This is a genomic window from Paenibacillus sp. FSL H8-0548 (assembly GCF_038630985.1).
In the GTDB taxonomy this organism is placed as follows: Bacteria; Bacillota; Bacilli; order Paenibacillales; family Paenibacillaceae; genus Pristimantibacillus.
This window is the reverse complement of sequence record NZ_CP152049.1, coordinates 3443890-3460974: the sequence shown is the minus strand read 5'-3', so window position 1 is coordinate 3460974 and position 17085 is coordinate 3443890. Positions and strand designations below refer to the sequence as shown.

Here is a 17085-nt window from a genome sequence, read left to right as displayed (position 1 = left end):
TGTTTTAAAATATAGGAAAGTATATTATTTCACCCATACTTTCTTTATATTTCTCGGAATGAAATTCGAAACGCCGCCAAAGGACTGCGACTGCCGCTTCACCTTATGTAGTGTTATTTACCTATTTCTAGCACCTTTACAAACATCGATTTTGTAGCATTTAGTGCAGTTACATTTGCCTCATATGAGCGTGTAGCACTAATCATATCAACCATTTCCTTCGTTACATCAACATTGGGCATATTTACATAGCCATTTTTGTCTGCATCCGGATGTGTTGGATTGTATACGAGCTTATTCGGCGAATCATCCTCTTTAATTTTAGTGACCTTAACCCCTTGTGCCGCTGATTTCCCATTCATTTGCTGAGTAAGCACACTTGAAAATGACGGTTGCAGTGACTCCATGACAACCATTTTTCTTTTATATGGCTGGAACTGACCATTCACGTAGCTGCCTCGGGTTGTTTCTGCATTTGCGATGTTTGAAGAAATAACATCCATACGAAGCCGCTGCGCTGTTAAAGCGGAGGCACTAATATCAAATCCTGTTGACAGTTTCATTATTAGCCTCTCCCCTCAATTGCTGTCCGTATCATTCTTACTTCGTGATTAATTTGCTGGACATATACGCTGTAGCTTAATTGGTTTTTAGCCAGTAACGACATTTCGCGATCGATATCAACATTATTTTGATTATTATTCATCGCAGTTGTTTCATCCGTGATAAGTTTGGGTATAGGTATTTTAGAAGATGCTGACCCAATCGAAATATGTTTCTCATTCGTTCGCTGACCATTTAATTTCCCTTGATTATTTCCCAGCGTTTGCTCCAATAACGTTTCAAATAAAACCTCAGAACGTTTGAAATGCGGCGTATCATTGTTTGCGACGTTATTTGAAATGACCCGCTGTCTCATTTCTGCTGCTTGAAGCGCACCTTCCATTCTTTGAAATGAAGCGCCATTCAACAAATTCATGCAGTTTCACCACTTTCAATTAGAAGATCATAATTACGTATTCAACAGATTACTGCTCATTCCTTCTTTATTCGACAGTAAAAATTAAAAAAATGAGATTCGTTTGTCGGTTTTCGCCGACATGATAATATTCCTCATTTTCCTAATTTATTACAATAAGAAAAAAGCCCTATCTTTATAAAAAGATAGGGCTAAAGTCATATAAAGATATCGATTTACGATTTGATCTTATCTAGTTCTTGAAAAAGCTGGTGATTTAATATTTTAATGTACGTGCCCTTCATGCCAAGTGATCTTGTTTCTATCACTCCTGCACTCTCGAGCTTACGCAATGCATTAACAATAACGGAGCGAGTGATGCCTACTCGGTCTGCAATTTTCGAAGCGACCAGCAGTCCTTCCTTGCCATCAAGCTCTTCAAATATGTGCTCCACCGCTTCCAGCTCACTAAATGACAATGAACCAACAGCGACAGCTACTACAGCTCGGCTGCGAACCTCCTGCTCAATTTCCTCAGTCCGCTCACGCAAAATTTCCATCCCTACAATCGTAGAGCCATATTCAGCCAAAATAAGATCTTCATCGTCAAAAGCGCCAGCTACCCGAGTCAGCACTAACGTACCGAGACGATCCCCCCCGCCGATAATCGGCACTACCGTCATAATTTCTTGATCTCCCAACCTTGGAAAGGTTTCATAGATGCCAGGATCGGGATTTACATTCGTCATCGTCTCCTGCATATCAAGAAACTGCACGTTGCTTGCCTGTGGAAACCGAAGCTCATCAGCAGATAATGTTCTCATAAAATCATGATTATAAGGATCTACTGCTGAACAGCCAAGTATCTTTCCCTTGCGACTGACAACGAACACATTCGTCTGAATCGTCGTGCAAAGCACCTCTGCCATTTCTCTAAAGCTGAGAGCCTTGCCAGCAGCCCGCTGCAGCAAACGGTTCAGCGTTCTTGTCTTAGTTAGTAAAGTCATTCCATTGCCTCCCAGAACTCATAACAACTACAATATATATTGACTCAAATCACGATTTTGTGCAATGCTTCCTAATTTTTCACGTACATATTCTGGAGTGATCGTCATTTTCTCAAGTGAGAGCTCCGGCGCTTCAAATGATAAGTCTTCAAGCAGCTTTTCAAGTATCGTATGCAGCCTGCGGGCACCAATGTTTTCGGTATTCCGATTCACATCTGCCGCGATGGACGCCAGCTCGTGAATAGCTTCATCTGAGAACTCTATTTGAATGCCTTCCGTTTGGAGCAATGCCGAATATTGTTTAGTCAATGCATTTTTAGGCTCTTTCAAAATGCTGACAAAATCTTCGAGCGTGAGGCTCGTTAACTCCACCCGAATCGGGAACCTACCCTGAAGCTCCGGAATCAAATCCGAAGGCTTAGCAACATGGAAGGCTCCTGCAGCAATAAACAAAACATAATCCGTTTTGACCGGCCCGTACTTAGTCATGACCGTTGAACCTTCTACGATTGGCAGTATATCCCGTTGAACACCCTCTCGAGATACGTCAGGACCAGAACCACGAGATGGACTAGCAATTTTATCAATTTCATCTATGAAAATAATGCCTGACTGCTCTGCTCGCGTAATCGATTCAGATATAACATCGTCCATGTCGATTAGCTTATTGGCTTCCTCTTGAGTCAGCACCTTACGTGCTTCCTTAACAGGCAGCTTGCGCTTCTTAGGTTTTTTTGGCATTAATTGTCCGAATAATTCCTGCATATTCATGCCAATACCATCTGGACCTTGGCCGGAGAGCATATCCATCATATTAGGCGAGGTATCCTCTACCTCAATTTCTATCATTTCATTTTCAAGCTTGCCTGCTGCAAGCTGCTCTTTTATTTGCGATCGTTTCTGATACAAACCATCCTCAACCTCAGGCTCTTCCTTAGTTTCCTCGGTTTGCTGTTGATTTCCGAAGAGCATTTCGAAAGGATTTTTCTGAGACTTCGTTTTTGTTGCCGACGGTGCAAGAAGTGCCACGATTCTATCGTTCGCAAGCTTCTCCGCTCTATCCTTAACCTTTTCAGTCTTCTCCGTTTTCACCATGCGAATAGCCGTTTCTATGAGATCGCGCACCATCGATTCAACATCACGTCCAACGTAGCCGACTTCAGTAAATTTAGTCGCTTCCAGCTTAACGAAAGGCGCTTTAACGAGCTTCGCTAATCGGCGAGCAATTTCCGTTTTTCCGACACCGGTTGGTCCAATCATCAAAATATTTTTCGGAACGATTTCATCCCGCAGCGTTTCATCGAGCAAACTTCTACGGTAGCGATTACGAAGCGCTATGGCTACCGAACGTTTAGCCGGTTTTTGTCCAACGATATACTTATCTAGCTCCGCTACGATCTGGCGAGGTGTCAGTGCATCATTTACCATTACAAAATCCCTCCGATATCTATGCTTTATTAAGACTTTCCGCATCATCATCAACGATTACACAAAAATTACTCGATCTCTTCCACGATAATATTGCTATTCGTAAACACACAAATTTCAGATGCAACCTCAAGCGAAGAGCGAGCAATATCCTTTGCTTCCAGTTGCGGCGCATGACGTTTGAGCGCTCTCGCTGCCGAAAGTGCAAAACTGCCTCCTGAGCCAATAGCCAGTAGACCATCATCTGGTTCTATAATTTCACCATTACCTGAAATCAGCAGCAAGCCCGTTTTGTCCATTACAAGCATCATTGCCTCGAGCCTTCGGAGCACCCGGTCGGAACGCCATTCCTTTGCAAGCTCCACAGCAGAGCGCTGCAAGTTGCCATGATGCTCCTCCAGCTTCGCTTCGAACTTCTCGAACAAAGTAATGGCATCGGCAACCGATCCCGCAAATCCGGCAACAACTTGACCGCGATAGAGCCTTCTTACTTTTTTCGCTGTATTTTTCATAACCATGCTATTTCCGAAAGTTACTTGTCCATCACCGGCAATTGCACCTTTTCCTTCGTGCCTGACAGCGCAAATCGTAGTTGCGTGAAATTGCATTTCCATTGCTTTGCCTCCTCAAGAATCCATTTTGAAAATAACTGCTATGTCTTCATTACGATTGTCTACTGCAAATGTTCCCGTTTAAATTGCTCAATACCCTCTAATGCGCGATTTGCAATCATTTCATTTTTTTCTTTTTTACTGCGCATCCGTTTTTCAAGCGGCGGAAACAAACCAAAATTTGCGTTCATTGGCTGGAAATGTTTGAAATCAGCAGTCGTAATATAATTACCCATACTTCCTAGTGTAGTTTGCTCAGGCAGCACAAGCGGCTCTAATCCGCGCGCTAGTCTCGCAGCATTCATACCGGCAATTAAACCAGATGCTGCTGACTCTACGTAACCCTCAACACCCGTCATTTGCCCTGCAAAAAATAAAGTATCACGATTATTGAGCTGATAGGTCGGCTTAAGCAATCTTGGCGAGTTAATAAACGTATTGCGGTGCATGACCCCAAATCTTACGAATTCAGCATTTTCCAACCCAGGAATTAAAGAGAATACGCGTTTTTGTTCTCCCCATTTCAAGTGAGTTTGGAAGCCAACCAAATTATAAAGTGTACCAGCAGCATTATCTTGACGAAGCTGAATAACAGCATGCGGCAGCTTTCCGGTATGCGGATTAACGAGCCCAACAGGCTTCATAGGTCCGAACAATACCGTTTGTTTTCCTCTGCTCGCCATAATTTCGATTGGCATGCAGCCTTCAAAATATACTTCCTTCTCAAAATCCTTTACCTCTGCTTTTTCGGCTGTCGTAAGCGCCTCGTGAAAAATCTCGAACTCCTCTTCCGTCATTGGACAGTTCAAGTAAGCCGCTTCCCCTTTATCGTACCTGGAAGCCAAATATACCTTAGTCATATCAATTGAATCTTTTTCCACGATTGGAGCAGCTGCATCGTAAAAATAGAAGTATTCCTCGCCCAGCAGCTCTTGAATTTGTGAGGATAAGCCTGGAGCCGTAAGTGGACCGGTAGCGATAACAACAATACCATCAGCCGGAATTTCAGTTACTTCCTCATTGCGCACTTCAACAAGCGGATGCTCATGAAGTCTCCGTGTTACTTCACCTGAAAAGCCATCTCGGTCTACGGCAAGCGCGCCGCCAGCAGGTACTGCATGTTGATCCGCGCAGCTTAAAATAAGCGAATCGAGCTGACGCATTTCTTCCTTTAGTACGCCTACTGCGTTTGCGAGTCCATTTGCTCTTAGGCTATTGCTGCAAACAAGCTCCGCAAATTGGTTTGTATGATGCGCCGGTGTTTTCGTTACTGGACGCATTTCATATAAAACAACTGGAACTCCCTGTGACGCGATTTGCCAAGCAGCCTCACTGCCTGCTAGACCTGCTCCGATGACGGTTACTTTTTGTGGTTGTGACAAAATATGTTCAATCCTTTCAGATATAATTACCAAACCTTACAGGCTTTTCGAACCCTCCCAAACCCTCCCTTCCAAGGGAGGGCCCCAAGGACTGCGTCCTCTGGACTCCTGCAATTGCACTAACGGTTAGCGATGATCTGGCGGTTCATAGCAGCGTTAGCCGTAAGATCGCTTTCGTCACTGCGTGACAAGCTTACATTAAAGATTAAAAATTAAAGATTAAAGATTAAAAATTAAAGATAGAAATGCCTCTATTTAAATATGCTCAATTACCGGAATAATAGACTTTTTATCTATCTTGAATAAGCCCATTTAAAAACGGTGTCCCCCCTGTTTGAAGGGAGGACGGGTGCTGAGAATTTCATTAGATTCGTTTTCATTCTTCATGGTCTTGAGACTGGATTTTTCTTAATCCGTATCTGTCCCTTGCTCGTCTTCATCCAAAATTTCTTCAGAATAATCGCAAGACTGACAAATCAGCTTGGCACCGCTGCGATTGCGCTTCTCTACTAGCTTGGTATCGCATTGCGGACACGGCTTGTTGGTCGGTTTGTCCCATGAAACGTAATCACAGCCCGGGTATTGATCACAGCCGTAGAACACGCGTCCTTTTTTGCTGCGGCGCTCAATAATTTTGCCTTCCGCGCATTTAGGGCAGGTTACCCCTATGTCTTTGACAATCGGTTTCGTATTACGGCATTCTGGGAAGCCTGAGCATGCAAGGAATTTACCGAAACGACCCATTTTGTATACCAGATGGCGTCCGCATTTCTCACAAAGCTCATCAGATACCTCATCCTGAATTTCGATTTCCTTCATTTCGTCCTCAGCAACCGCTAGACGCTTCTCGAACGATTCATAAAAATTAGCTAAAACCTTCACCCAATCCTCAGTGCCTTCTTCGACATGGTCAAGATTGCCTTCCATGTTGGCGGTGAATTCAGCATCGAGAATTTCAGGAAAAAATTCCTCCATGAGCTGGATAACAAGATCACCAAGCTCGGTAGGCATGAATTTTTTCTCTTCCATTGCGATATAACCACGCTTCTGAATCGTCTCCAGTGTTGGTGCATACGTACTTGGGCGACCTATACCGAGCTCTTCCAGCGTCTTAACTAATCTAGCCTCTGTAAATCGCGGCGGCGGCTGCGTGAAATGCTGCTTAGGATCCACCGATTCCGAATGGATTACATCTCCTGCTGCTAGAGGAGGTAAAAACTTATGCTCCTCTACCGTACCGTCATCGTTGCCCTCTACGTATACCTTCATAAATCCGGCAAACTTAACTTTCGAGCCTGTTGCTCTAAAAACGGTTTCGCCTGCTTGCAAATCAACCGTCATCGTATCCAGCACTGCAGACTGCATTTGACTGGAAACAAAACGCTCCCATACCAGCTTGTAGAGACGGAACTGATCGCGGCTCAAAAATGACTTCATTGATTCAGGATCCCGTAAAATTGAGGTAGGACGAATCGCTTCATGCGCATCTTGAGCATTGCTGTTCTTCTTCGTATAGATACGCGGCTGCTCCGGTACGAATGGCGCACCATACTTTTCCGTAATAAATTCCTTCGCTTCCTCTTGAGCAATAGGTGAAATACGCGTGGAATCCGTTCTCATATACGTAATTAAACCGACCGTGCCTTCCTTGCCAAGCTCAACGCCTTCATATAGCTGCTGTGCAACCGACATCGTCTTAGACGCGCGGAAGCCTAGCTTCCTTGCCGCTTCCTGTTGGAGTGAGCTTGTGATGAATGGTGGCGCCGGATTGCGCAGACGCTCCTTCTCTCGCACGTCGGACACCGTAAACTGACTGCCCTTCATGGCACTCAGCACCTCTTGCACATCCGCTTCCTTGCCAAGCTCTCGCTTGTTACCATTTATGGAATAATATTTGGCATCAAAAGGTATGCCAGTATGGCTCAGCTTAGCAGTGATCGACCAATATTCCTCGGGCACGAATGCGTCAATCTCATTTTCGCGATCGATGATCAGCTTCACTGCAACCGATTGTACCCTACCGGCAGACAAACCTTTTTTCACTTTCTTCCATAGAAGAGGACTAATCTTATAGCCGACCAAACGATCCAATATACGTCTTGCCTGCTGTGCATTAACTAAATCCATATTAATTTTACGAGGTGTCTTGAAAGCATCCTTAACAGCCTGCTTCGTTATCTCATTAAATACAACGCGACAAGTATCCGTTTCATCCAGCTCCAAATAATGTGCCAAATGCCAAGCAATCGCTTCTCCTTCGCGATCCGGATCGGCTGCCAGAAAGACATGTTTCACTTTTTTGCTGGCATCCTTTAATTCCTTAAGAATGCTGCCTTTACCGCGAATAGTTATGTATTTAGGATTAAAATTATTTTCAACCTCGACGCCAATCTGGCTTTTGGGCAAATCCCGAATATGTCCCATGGAAGCTTTAACGATATATTTGCTGCCTAGATATTTCCCAATCGTCTTAGCTTTTGCGGGTGATTCCACGATAACTAAAGAATCTGCCATATAAGGCGCCTCCTCTCTTCATTGCAAGCTATAAAGCAATATATATTGAGCCGTGCTGCAATTGTATTTTTCGTTTTATACATAAATTTAGCAGAAGTGCGTTCAAATGTCCAAACGGGATGGCTGAGAGCTCATGCAATTCATTAATCGATAAGGGCTGATCTCTTAGAAAAGCGATCAATTTAAGCTCTTCCGGCTTAAGCTGTTCATTTTCCAATTCCTGTTTGGCATTACTCGTTTTCTCCGCTTCCTTGTAAGCTTCTAATGCTGATGGCAGCCAGTTCAGCTCATCAATGATATCCTTCACACAGCTGATAAGCTTCGCTTCGCCACGCTTGATCAGCTCGTTTGGGCCTTCGCTCTTAGGTGAAGAGATCGGACCAGGTATCGCGAACAGCTCTCGCGACATATCCGACGCATGCTGCGCTGTAATAAGCGAGCCGCTCTTAGTAGCCCCTTCCACAACGACAGTTCCGACAGAAAGTGCTGCAATGATTCGATTGCGCTGAGGAAATTGGCCAGGATGCAGCGGCGTACCGATTGGTGTTTCGGAAACCAGCAAGCCTTGCTCTGCGATTCTCTGAAATAAAGATAGATTCTCAGGCGGGTAACACTTATCTATCGGAGTCGGAAGTACCGCAATCGTGCTTCCCGCTCCGGTGAGCGCTGCTTCGTGTGCCTTGCTGTCAACCCCTCTTGCTAGCCCGCTAACGACGGTTAAGCCTGCAGACGACAGCTCCTTTGCGAGAGTGGCAGCAGAATGTCTCCCATATGCTGTCGGCACTCTTGTACCAACTACCGCAATCGCGGGTCGCTGCAATAATTCCAGCCTACCTCTGGCATACAGGACCCAAGGAGGCTGAGCAATTTCTCTCAAAATAGCGGGATACGCAGAATCAAAGGGCGTTAAAGCAACTGCATTCGCGTTTGCAACTGCAACTGATGGATCTTCAATTTGCATCCAGGATTGCCCAGCATAACGATCTATAGCTGCTTTAGCTTGACCTCGATGCAATCCTATGGCAAGTAAATCCTCTATACTCCATGAATGTTTATTCCAAAACTGATGCTTAACAGCTTTCTGAATGGCATGCCATCCGATACCTGGAACTTCATGAAAAGCAATAATCATTTGCCTGCGAATATCCTTTTTATGATCCACTTTATCCAACCCCTTCTTCTCTTGGGCTGGCCTGCTTTCTTATCTATTGTGCGTTACACAGCATAAGATTGCAAGTCAACCGATAAAATAATGGCTACTGCTAAGGTGAAACGGCTGTCGTCGTCCTCTGGTGACGCTGCGCGTTTCATTCCGAGAAATATAGAGAAAGTATGGCGAAATGATCTACTTTCCTATATTTCAAGGTGAAACGGCTGTCGTCGTCCTCTGGCGACGCTGCGCGTTTCATTCCGAGAAATATAGAGAAAGTATGGCGAAATGATCTACTTTCCTATATTTCAAGGTGAAACGGCTGTCGTCGTCCTTTGGCGACGCTGCGCGTTTCATTCCGAGAAATATAGAGAAAGTATGACGAAATGATCTACTTTCCTATATTTCCAAAAAAAAAAGCAACCTTTCAACTCCCGTTTTCGGGTCGTAGAAAGGTTGCTTACCTTGTATCAAACTATATAATTATTTGCGTGTGATGCATTTTTCTAACAGGCCTTGCTCTTCCAAAACGGATACAAGCGTTGAGCCCATCTCTGATGGTGTTGGAGCCACTTTAATGCCGCATGCTTCAAGCGTAGCGATTTTTTCAGCAGCTGTTCCTTTACCGCCAGAAATAATAGCGCCAGCATGTCCCATACGTTTTCCTGGAGGCGCTGTAGCGCCGCCAATGAAGCCTACAACTGGTTTCTTCATGTTCGCTTTAATCCACTCAGCAGCTTCTTCCTCTGCCGTACCGCCGATTTCACCGATCATGATTACCGCATAAGTTTCTGGATCTTCGTTGAACAAATTTAAAATATCAATAAACTCAGAACCCTTAACCGGGTCGCCGCCAATACCTACTGCTGAGGATTGACCAATGCCGCGTGTCGTCAATTGATGAACCGCTTCATATGTCAACGTGCCTGAGCGAGATATAACGCCAACATGGCCTTTGGTATGAATGTAACCAGGCATAATGCCGATTTTGCATTCATCCGGAGTAATAACGCCTGGACAGTTCGGTCCGATTAGAACCGATTTGCTGCCTTCCATGTAACGTTTTACGTTTACCATATCAAGCACTGGAATTCCTTCAGTTATACAAATTACCAGCTCAAGCCCAGCGTCAACAGCTTCCATAATCGCATCTGCTGCAAATGCAGGAGGCACGTAGATAACTGAAGCAGTAGCGCCAGTAGCAGCTACAGCCTGAGAGACAGTGTTAAATACAGGCAATGATACGAGCGTGCCGTTATCAAGTGTAATGTCAACGTTCGTTCCACCTTTACCAGGTGTTACGCCGCCAACCATTTGCGTACCGTATTCCAATCCACCTTTGGTATGGAACAAGCCAGTAGCGCCTGTAATACCTTGGGTAATGACTTTAGTATCTTTATTGACCAAAATGCTCACTCTTAACTCACATCCCCTGAATGAATTCGTATGCGGCCTTGGGGCCACACAGCAAGTTATCTTATTTCACGAGAGCGACAATCTTCTGCGCGCCGTCCGCCATGGAATCCGCAGCCACGATGTTCAATCCCGATTCTTTCAAAATAGTTTTTCCGAGGTCTACGTTTGTACCTTCTAGACGAACAACGAGCGGACGGTCAAGACCGACTTGCTTCGCTGCTTCGATAACACCGTTGGCAATAACGTCGCAACGCATAATGCCGCCGAAAATGTTAACGAAAATGCCTTTAACCTTTTCATCGGACAAAATGATTTTGAATGCTTCGGTTACCTTCTCGGCTGTAGCACCGCCCCCTACGTCTAGGAAGTTGGCAGGGTCGCCGCCGTAATATTTGATAATATCCATTGTCGACATTGCTAGTCCCGCACCGTTGACAAGACAACCAATGTTGCCGTCAAGAGCGATATAGCTTAGGTCGTATTTGGACGCTTCGATTTCTTTTGCGTCTTCTTCCTCGAGGTCACGAAGCTCAACGATATCTTTGTGACGGTAAAGAGCATTGGAGTCAAAGTTAAGCTTCGCATCAAGTGCAATAACTTGTCCGTCGCCAGTAATGACAAGCGGATTAATTTCTGCAATTGAAGCATCCTTCTCTACGAATGCAGTGTAGAGTGAAATCATAAACTTAACAGCTTTGTTTACAAGCTCATTAGGGATGTTAATTGCGTATGCCAATTTGCGAGCTTGGAAAGCTTGCAGACCAACTGCAGGGTCAACGATCTCTTTGAAAATTTTCTCCGGGGAGTGCTCGGCTACTTCTTCAATCTCAGTGCCGCCCTCTTCAGAAGCCATCATAACGACACGACCTGAAACACGGTCCAATACTACGCCGATATAATATTCTTTTTTGATGTCGCAGCCTTGCTCGATCAGAAGACGCTTAACTTCTTTGCCTTCTGGACCTGTTTGATGTGTAACGAGTACTTTGCCTAAAATTTCACTAGCATACGCACGTACCTCGTCGATACTTTTTGCTACTTTAACGCCGCCCGCTTTACCACGGCCACCTGCGTGAATTTGTGCCTTCACGACAACTACCGGTGTTCCGAGCGCTTTAGCCGCTTCAACAGCTTCGTCTACGGAGAAGGCTACTTTACCTTCTGGTACGACAACACCATACTGTTTAAGGACTGCTTTCCCTTGATACTCATGGATATTCATTGTTGAAATCCTCCATTTCACAGACTGAAATCAGTCATATGTACACAAACCTCTATTATTGTAGCATCTTTCCCGATTAGTTACCTCTATTTCACACATTATTAATACAGCCTTTTTGATATGGGTTTCATCTCAAATATAGATCGAAGCAAAAATCGCTGCAAAAACGATCTTTTTGAACGGTTTTCAACCACGCCATCTAGTATAACCCATCCCCTATTTTTGTACCCAAAAACTTGTCATGTTGACAGAAGCAAGACATGTCATTTATGATATTGGAAAATTCATACTTTTGTACGGAATTGTAAGGAAGCACCTTCATTCACTACTATGGGGGTGCTATTTGTCATGTTTAGTTTAATACAGAGTGCAAGCGTTTATGGCGTAGATGGCAAAGGAATTTCAGTCGAGGTTGATATTTCGAGTGGTTTGCCGCAAATTAATATCGTAGGGCTCCCAGACCCCGCTGTCCGTGAATCTGTTGAACGAGTTAGGGCAGCGCTAAAAAATAGCGGCTTCACCTTCCCGATGGATCGAATTACCGTTAATCTTGCACCTGCCGATCTGCGTAAAGAAGGTACCTCCTTTGATTTAGCCATTGCAGCTGGTATATTAACGGCTAGCGGTCAAATCAATGACCAGCCTTTTAAAAACACACTGCTCCTAGGCGAACTATCGTTAAACGGTAACGTTCGCCCTGTAGTCGGTGTATTAGCCATGCTTGAGCAAGCGAAAAAGCTTGGTTATAAGCGTGTCCTGCTTCCCATTGATAATGTAAAAGAAGCCATTTGGATCTCAGAGATGGAGCTGTTTGCTTTAAGTCATTTGAATGAGCTGGATTTGCACAAAAAGAAACAGAACGGCTGGGAGCACATCAGAGTCAGCCAAACAAACGACAGGTCTACTCTGTTGAATCGCAGCTTCATTTTGCCTGATAAAGAGGACGAAGAGGGCGATTATGGCGACGTTATCGGTCAGCATCAAGCTAAGCGTGCCATGCTAATCGCCGCAGCTGGAAATCATAATATTTTGCTGAGTGGTCCGCCTGGTACCGGAAAGACGATGATGATTCGCCGGCTTCCTGGCATATTGCCACATTTGAACGAGCAAGAAGCGCTCGAGGTTACGAAAATATACAGCGTAGCAGGCAAGCTGCTTGAGAGCTCAGTTGGGCTTATGACAAGGCCGCCTTTCCGAGCACCGCATCATACGATTTCAGCAGGCGGACTCATTGGCGGCGGCTCCATTCCTAAGCCCGGCGAGGTGACGCTAGCCCATCGCGGGCTGCTTTTTCTTGACGAGCTTCCCGAGTTTCCAAGGCAAGTGCTGGAGGTGCTTCGCCAGCCGCTAGAAGACCGTATCGTCACCATCTCCCGATCCAGAGCAGTTTTTCAGTTTCCAGCCAGCATCATGCTTGCAGCTTCCTTCAACCCTTGTCCGTGCGGCTACTATGGTCATGAATATGGAGATAAGTTTTGTACGTGCAGCGCTGCCAATATTCATCGGTATCGATCTAAAATTTCTGGTCCCTTGCTTGATCGTATTGATCTGCAGCTAGAGGTGCCGCGTCCGATTTCACTAAATCAAGAATCAAGCGGCCCATCTCTAAGCTCCGCTCATATGAGAACGCTGGTACTCGAAGCTAAAGCGTTTCAGAAAGCCCGCCATGCTGAGTATGGCTTTAAGGAATTGAAGTCGCTGACCGGTGCGGCACTTCGTAAGGCGGTTAATATTCGTCCAGATGCAGCAAATCTACTAGAAAATGCATTTGAAGCTCTTGGAATCAGCATGAGAGCTTATGACCGAATGCTCAAGCTAGCCCGGACCATAGCCGATTTGGAGTCAAGCGAGTATGTAGAAACGCGCCATATTGCAGAGTCTATTCAATATCGCGGCATTGAAACACAGCCCGCACCGTAATATAACAAAGAGCTTCCAGTGAAGGATTGCCCCTCATTGCAAGCTCTTATTTTGCTGCGATTTCAAAAAGCACCCTCGTAGTGTTTGCATTCTACGATCGTCCCTTCTGACCGGCTTACCGAAATCGCAATGACATCAAATCGAATAGCAGCGCTTGCTCGGCCGATGCTGCGCAAATAAACCTGCGCTGTGTCTCTAACCTTCTGCCGCTTCCGGCTATCGACCGACTCAGCCGCTGTTCCGAATCTGCCGCCTTCTATTCTTGTACGAACCTCGATAAACACAACTCGGCCACCAGCTTCTGCGATAATATCGATTTCTCCACTGCGGCAACGCCAATTGCGTTCGATTAGTGTATAATTCGCATCTTCCAAAAAACGGCATGCAGCCGCTTCTCCTAACTTTCCCGTTTGCTGCCGCTTATCTTTCTTCGTTTGTTCATTCAACGGTATTCTGTCACTATCCATCTTTCATTTCCCCCGCTTTACGGTCAGAGCGATAAACGAAGCTTAAAATCTCTGCAACTAATGTATACAGCTCGGACGGGATTTCCTGATCAATGTCAAGCTTAGACAATACTTCGACAAGCGATGAATCCTCCTGAACCGGAATTCCATTCTCTTTTGCTTTTTCAAGGATAAGATCTGCCAAATGGCCTTTGCCTTTAGCGATCAGCACGGGCGCGGTTTTCTCACCAGGCTCATACTTTAAAGCAATTGCTTTTTTTATGCTTGATTGCGGCGAGTCATTCGCCTGCTCGCTGCTCATATGCGATAGTCCACTCCTTTATAACGATTGGACGTGAAGGCTGACATCTCCGGCAGCTGCGGACTTTTCTTCGTTTCTTCATTCGAGACTTGCTCACCAGCCTTAGGGAGCGGGGTTGTCCGCAAAGAAAGCAGCTGAAAGCCTGCTTGCTGAAGACTTTCAGCAATTTCGGATCTTGAAGACTCCGTAAGCATGGCGATAGCTGGATGATCATTCCAAAGGTTCAAGCTGACAATCTTATCCGTCACATTAACATCCACCATGGTATCCCCAAGTGTATTCATCGACAAATTGAACAGAAGCCTGCAGTTTGATGCGTCTAGCTCTCCCTTGCGTCCTCGCCTTGTCTGAATATGAACCGAGGCCGTCTGCTGACCATCGGGACTGCTTAGCGGTATAAACATGGTCACATGTGTTAATACAGAGCTATTCCGCTCTGGTGTGAGCAATAGCTGCTGGCCGGTAATTTGCTGAACGAGCTGCTGTGCAGTTTCCTTAATAGCCGCTGGTACCTGATCCGACGAAATTAATGACAGCAGTGCGCTTTTTAAAGATTCCTGCTGAGTAGGAGCTCCCGTACTATGCGCTTGAAGACCCTCCTCAGTTGATGAGATTAAAGCAGCGACTGCCCGTTCAATTCCTTGCCTTGGATCATTATTCTTGATTTGCTGCAGCTGCTGCTGCTCATCAGCCACCTCCAGCTTCCCAGCAGCCTGCATGTTCAATGGAGCTGCTTCTTTACCAGATGTTTCTGATACTATAGGACTTGCTTGAGTATTTGCTTGGTTCTGAGCTGCTGCAGCAGGTACAGGTTTAACTGATTCTTCTGCTGTCATTGCCTGTGAAACCGTCGATTGCGCAGCAGGCTGGCCATCACCAGCGAACGCCTTCGCAAGCTGAAGCTCATGATCCACGCCCATCCATTTCATCATCTGGCCGAGCCAATTCGTTTGTCCCACAGCAGCTCTTGCTGACTGCGGCAAAGCAGTCTCCGCATGACCTTCCTCTACCGGAGGGGACACAACATTAGATAAGATAGGTTCTCCCTTAGCCAATTGTGCGGGCTGAAGGGTCTGCAGCTTAGCAGAAGCTGCAGCAGCGGCTTCCTTTGCCCCTGCTTGCGCAGCATTTATTGTATTTTCAGGTTCCGAAGCCGCTATACGCTGCAGCTCCATTCCATTTGCCAGCAAGGCTAGTACCCGTGCAGCAGCTTGAGGCAGCGGCTTAGCTGATTCTGGCGCAGCACCTTCCGTCCCTCCCGTATTCACAAGAGAAGTAAGCTGCCTCTGAAGCGTTTCAAGAAGCTCGTGCGAGCTGCGACCAAACATAACCTGCTGCATAGCACCTATTGTGGCTCCCGTCATCGGCAAGCCCCTTTTAAAAGTCGAAGCCGCAGCCGTCATCCATTCCTCTATATCACCACCAGCAGGCATCGCTGCGGCTGCTTGCTGGAAGGCACTTGAAATTTCACGATTTAAAATAATGCCTTCTTTCCGCAAATCCTTTACAACTTCAATTGCCCATTTCTGTTCGGGCAGTGCGAGCTGCTTAGCCCATTCCTTAAACGTATCCTCTGGCAAGCCTACTTGTCCAGGCTCAACCGCTTTAAGCACGACCAGTGCACCACTCGTTTGCGGCTGTACCTGCAAAATCGCAGATTGTCCAACTTGCAGCGGTGGATCCATCTTTGCACGTACCTGCACACCATTTATTTGAACAAGCGCCTCATTGTTTTCTGTAACTTGTAAAACAACACCACGTACAACCTGACCAGCCTTAAGCTCCATCGCTCGTGAATCTGTGCCAGATGCTTCACCCAGGAAGCTTCGCATCATTTGACTTATATTCATTGTTCTTCTGCCTCCGCTGCCCCAGCGCCTATATCCGAGCTCAAGCTCAAGCGCCTATCATTTGCTATACGAATTTTTCGAATCCATTCATCCTATACCCTTATATCGGCTGCATGGGGCTTCGCTTGAAGTCATTCACACGAAAAAATAGCGCTATAATCAAAAACGCCCGATGATTACACAAGCCATTCTATGGCTTCGCATATTCAATCGAGCGTTATTTTATTTAGTTTAAAGAAGATGTTCAGAAATCGAGCAATTGTTCCTTCGTAAACAGATTGCCCAGAAACGACCTCCGATGCAGAGCGCTTGGGCCATGCTCTAGCAATTTCTCACGGTGCAGCTTTGTTGCATAACCTTTGTGAATAGCGATTCCATAGGCAGGATATTCCTTCTCCCACTCCGTAGCACAGAGACGATCACGCGTAACCTTGGCAACAATCGAAGCTGCTGCTATCGATTGGCTTGTCGCATCCCCTTTAATTATGGACATCTGAGGCAGAGCAACATCAACCTTCTCAGCATCAATAAGCAAATAGTCAGAAGGAATTTGTAAAGATTCTACTGCAATCCTCATGGCAAGCCTGGCTGCCTGTTTAATATTTATCCGGTCAACGGTTTGCGCATCAACACGAGCAGCAGACCATGCGACACATTCCTGTAAAATAATATCATAAAGCTGGTCGCGCTTCTTCTCAGACAGCTTCTTAGAATCATTAACACCGTCAATGACGAGCCCCGGTGGCAAAATAACCGCCGCTGCGACTACATCTCCAAATAGACAGCCTCGACCAACCTCGTCAACTCCCGCTATTGCTGTATAGCCTTCCTGCCATAACGACTGTTCGTACTGCAGCAC

General features: G+C 45.8%; 15 protein-coding genes. 1 reads left to right on the top strand and 14 read right to left on the bottom strand.

Annotated elements, in window-relative coordinates; translation table 11 throughout:
* Positions 1-113 precede the first annotated feature (113 nt).
* The 10 genes from flgC to sucC form a co-directional block, all read right to left on the bottom strand.
* A complete protein-coding gene (gene flgC / locus MHI37_RS14540) occupies positions 114-563 on the bottom strand; it encodes a flagellar basal body rod protein FlgC (RefSeq protein ID WP_076336106.1) in 450 nt (149 codons plus the stop codon).
* A 2-nt stretch (positions 564-565) separates the two neighbouring features.
* Entirely contained in the window at positions 566-979 is a 414-nt protein-coding gene (gene flgB, locus MHI37_RS14535) for a flagellar basal body rod protein FlgB (RefSeq protein WP_076336107.1), read from the bottom strand.
* A 215-nt stretch (positions 980-1194) separates the two neighbouring features.
* Positions 1195-1965 carry a GTP-sensing pleiotropic transcriptional regulator CodY gene (gene codY, locus MHI37_RS14530; RefSeq protein ID WP_076336108.1) on the bottom strand — a complete coding sequence of 257 codons (771 nt, stop codon included), beginning with the start codon at positions 1963-1965 and terminating at the stop codon, positions 1195-1197.
* A 27-nt stretch (positions 1966-1992) separates the two neighbouring features.
* A complete protein-coding gene (gene hslU, locus MHI37_RS14525) occupies positions 1993-3393 on the bottom strand; it encodes an ATP-dependent protease ATPase subunit HslU (RefSeq protein ID WP_076336109.1) in 1401 nt (466 codons plus the stop codon).
* 68 nt (positions 3394-3461) lie between these two features.
* Complete coding sequence (gene hslV / locus MHI37_RS14520; RefSeq protein WP_076336110.1) at positions 3462-4007, bottom strand: ATP-dependent protease subunit HslV; 546 nt, start codon at positions 4005-4007, stop codon at positions 3462-3464.
* A gap of 59 nt (positions 4008-4066) precedes the next feature.
* Positions 4067-5386, bottom strand: coding sequence for an FADH(2)-oxidizing methylenetetrahydrofolate--tRNA-(uracil(54)-C(5))-methyltransferase TrmFO (trmFO, locus tag MHI37_RS14515; RefSeq protein WP_076336129.1), 1320 nt, complete (start codon positions 5384-5386; stop codon positions 4067-4069).
* 408 nt (positions 5387-5794) lie between these two features.
* Positions 5795-7900: a type I DNA topoisomerase gene (gene topA / locus MHI37_RS14510; protein ID WP_076336111.1), complete on the bottom strand. Its 2106-nt coding sequence runs from the start codon at positions 7898-7900 to the stop codon at positions 5795-5797.
* 28 nt (positions 7901-7928) lie between these two features.
* Positions 7929-9062, bottom strand: coding sequence for a DNA-processing protein DprA (gene dprA, locus MHI37_RS14505; protein ID WP_256710327.1), 1134 nt, complete (start codon positions 9060-9062; stop codon positions 7929-7931).
* A 471-nt stretch (positions 9063-9533) separates the two neighbouring features.
* A complete protein-coding gene (gene sucD / locus MHI37_RS14500) occupies positions 9534-10466 on the bottom strand; it encodes a succinate--CoA ligase subunit alpha (RefSeq protein ID WP_076336112.1) in 933 nt (310 codons plus the stop codon).
* A 61-nt stretch (positions 10467-10527) separates the two neighbouring features.
* Entirely contained in the window at positions 10528-11688 is a 1161-nt protein-coding gene (sucC, locus tag MHI37_RS14495; RefSeq protein ID WP_076336113.1) for an ADP-forming succinate--CoA ligase subunit beta, read from the bottom strand.
* A gap of 348 nt (positions 11689-12036) precedes the next feature.
* On the opposite strand from sucC, the gene MHI37_RS14490 reads away from it, so the two are divergent.
* Positions 12037-13608 (top strand): YifB family Mg chelatase-like AAA ATPase, encoded by a 1572-nt coding sequence (locus MHI37_RS14490; protein WP_076336114.1) that lies wholly within the window; start codon positions 12037-12039, stop codon positions 13606-13608.
* Between the two features lie 62 nt (positions 13609-13670).
* On the opposite strand, the gene MHI37_RS14485 is transcribed toward MHI37_RS14490, so the two are convergent.
* The 4 genes from MHI37_RS14485 to MHI37_RS14470 all read right to left on the bottom strand — a co-directional run bounded on the left by MHI37_RS14485 (position 13671) and on the right by MHI37_RS14470 (position 17085).
* A complete protein-coding gene (locus MHI37_RS14485) occupies positions 13671-14075 on the bottom strand; it encodes a YraN family protein (RefSeq protein WP_076336115.1) in 405 nt (134 codons plus the stop codon).
* Positions 14068-14376, bottom strand: coding sequence for an EscU/YscU/HrcU family type III secretion system export apparatus switch protein (locus MHI37_RS14480; RefSeq protein WP_076336116.1), 309 nt, complete (start codon positions 14374-14376; stop codon positions 14068-14070). The genes MHI37_RS14485 and MHI37_RS14480 overlap by 8 nt, the downstream gene beginning before the upstream one ends.
* Positions 14373-16226: a hypothetical protein gene (locus MHI37_RS14475; protein WP_076336117.1), complete on the bottom strand. Its 1854-nt coding sequence runs from the start codon at positions 16224-16226 to the stop codon at positions 14373-14375. Before MHI37_RS14475 ends, MHI37_RS14480 begins: the two co-directional genes overlap by 4 nt.
* Before the next feature lie 244 nt (positions 16227-16470).
* On the bottom strand, positions 16471-17085 hold the full coding sequence (locus MHI37_RS14470) for a ribonuclease HII (RefSeq protein ID WP_256710330.1): 615 nt from the start codon (positions 17083-17085) through the stop codon (positions 16471-16473).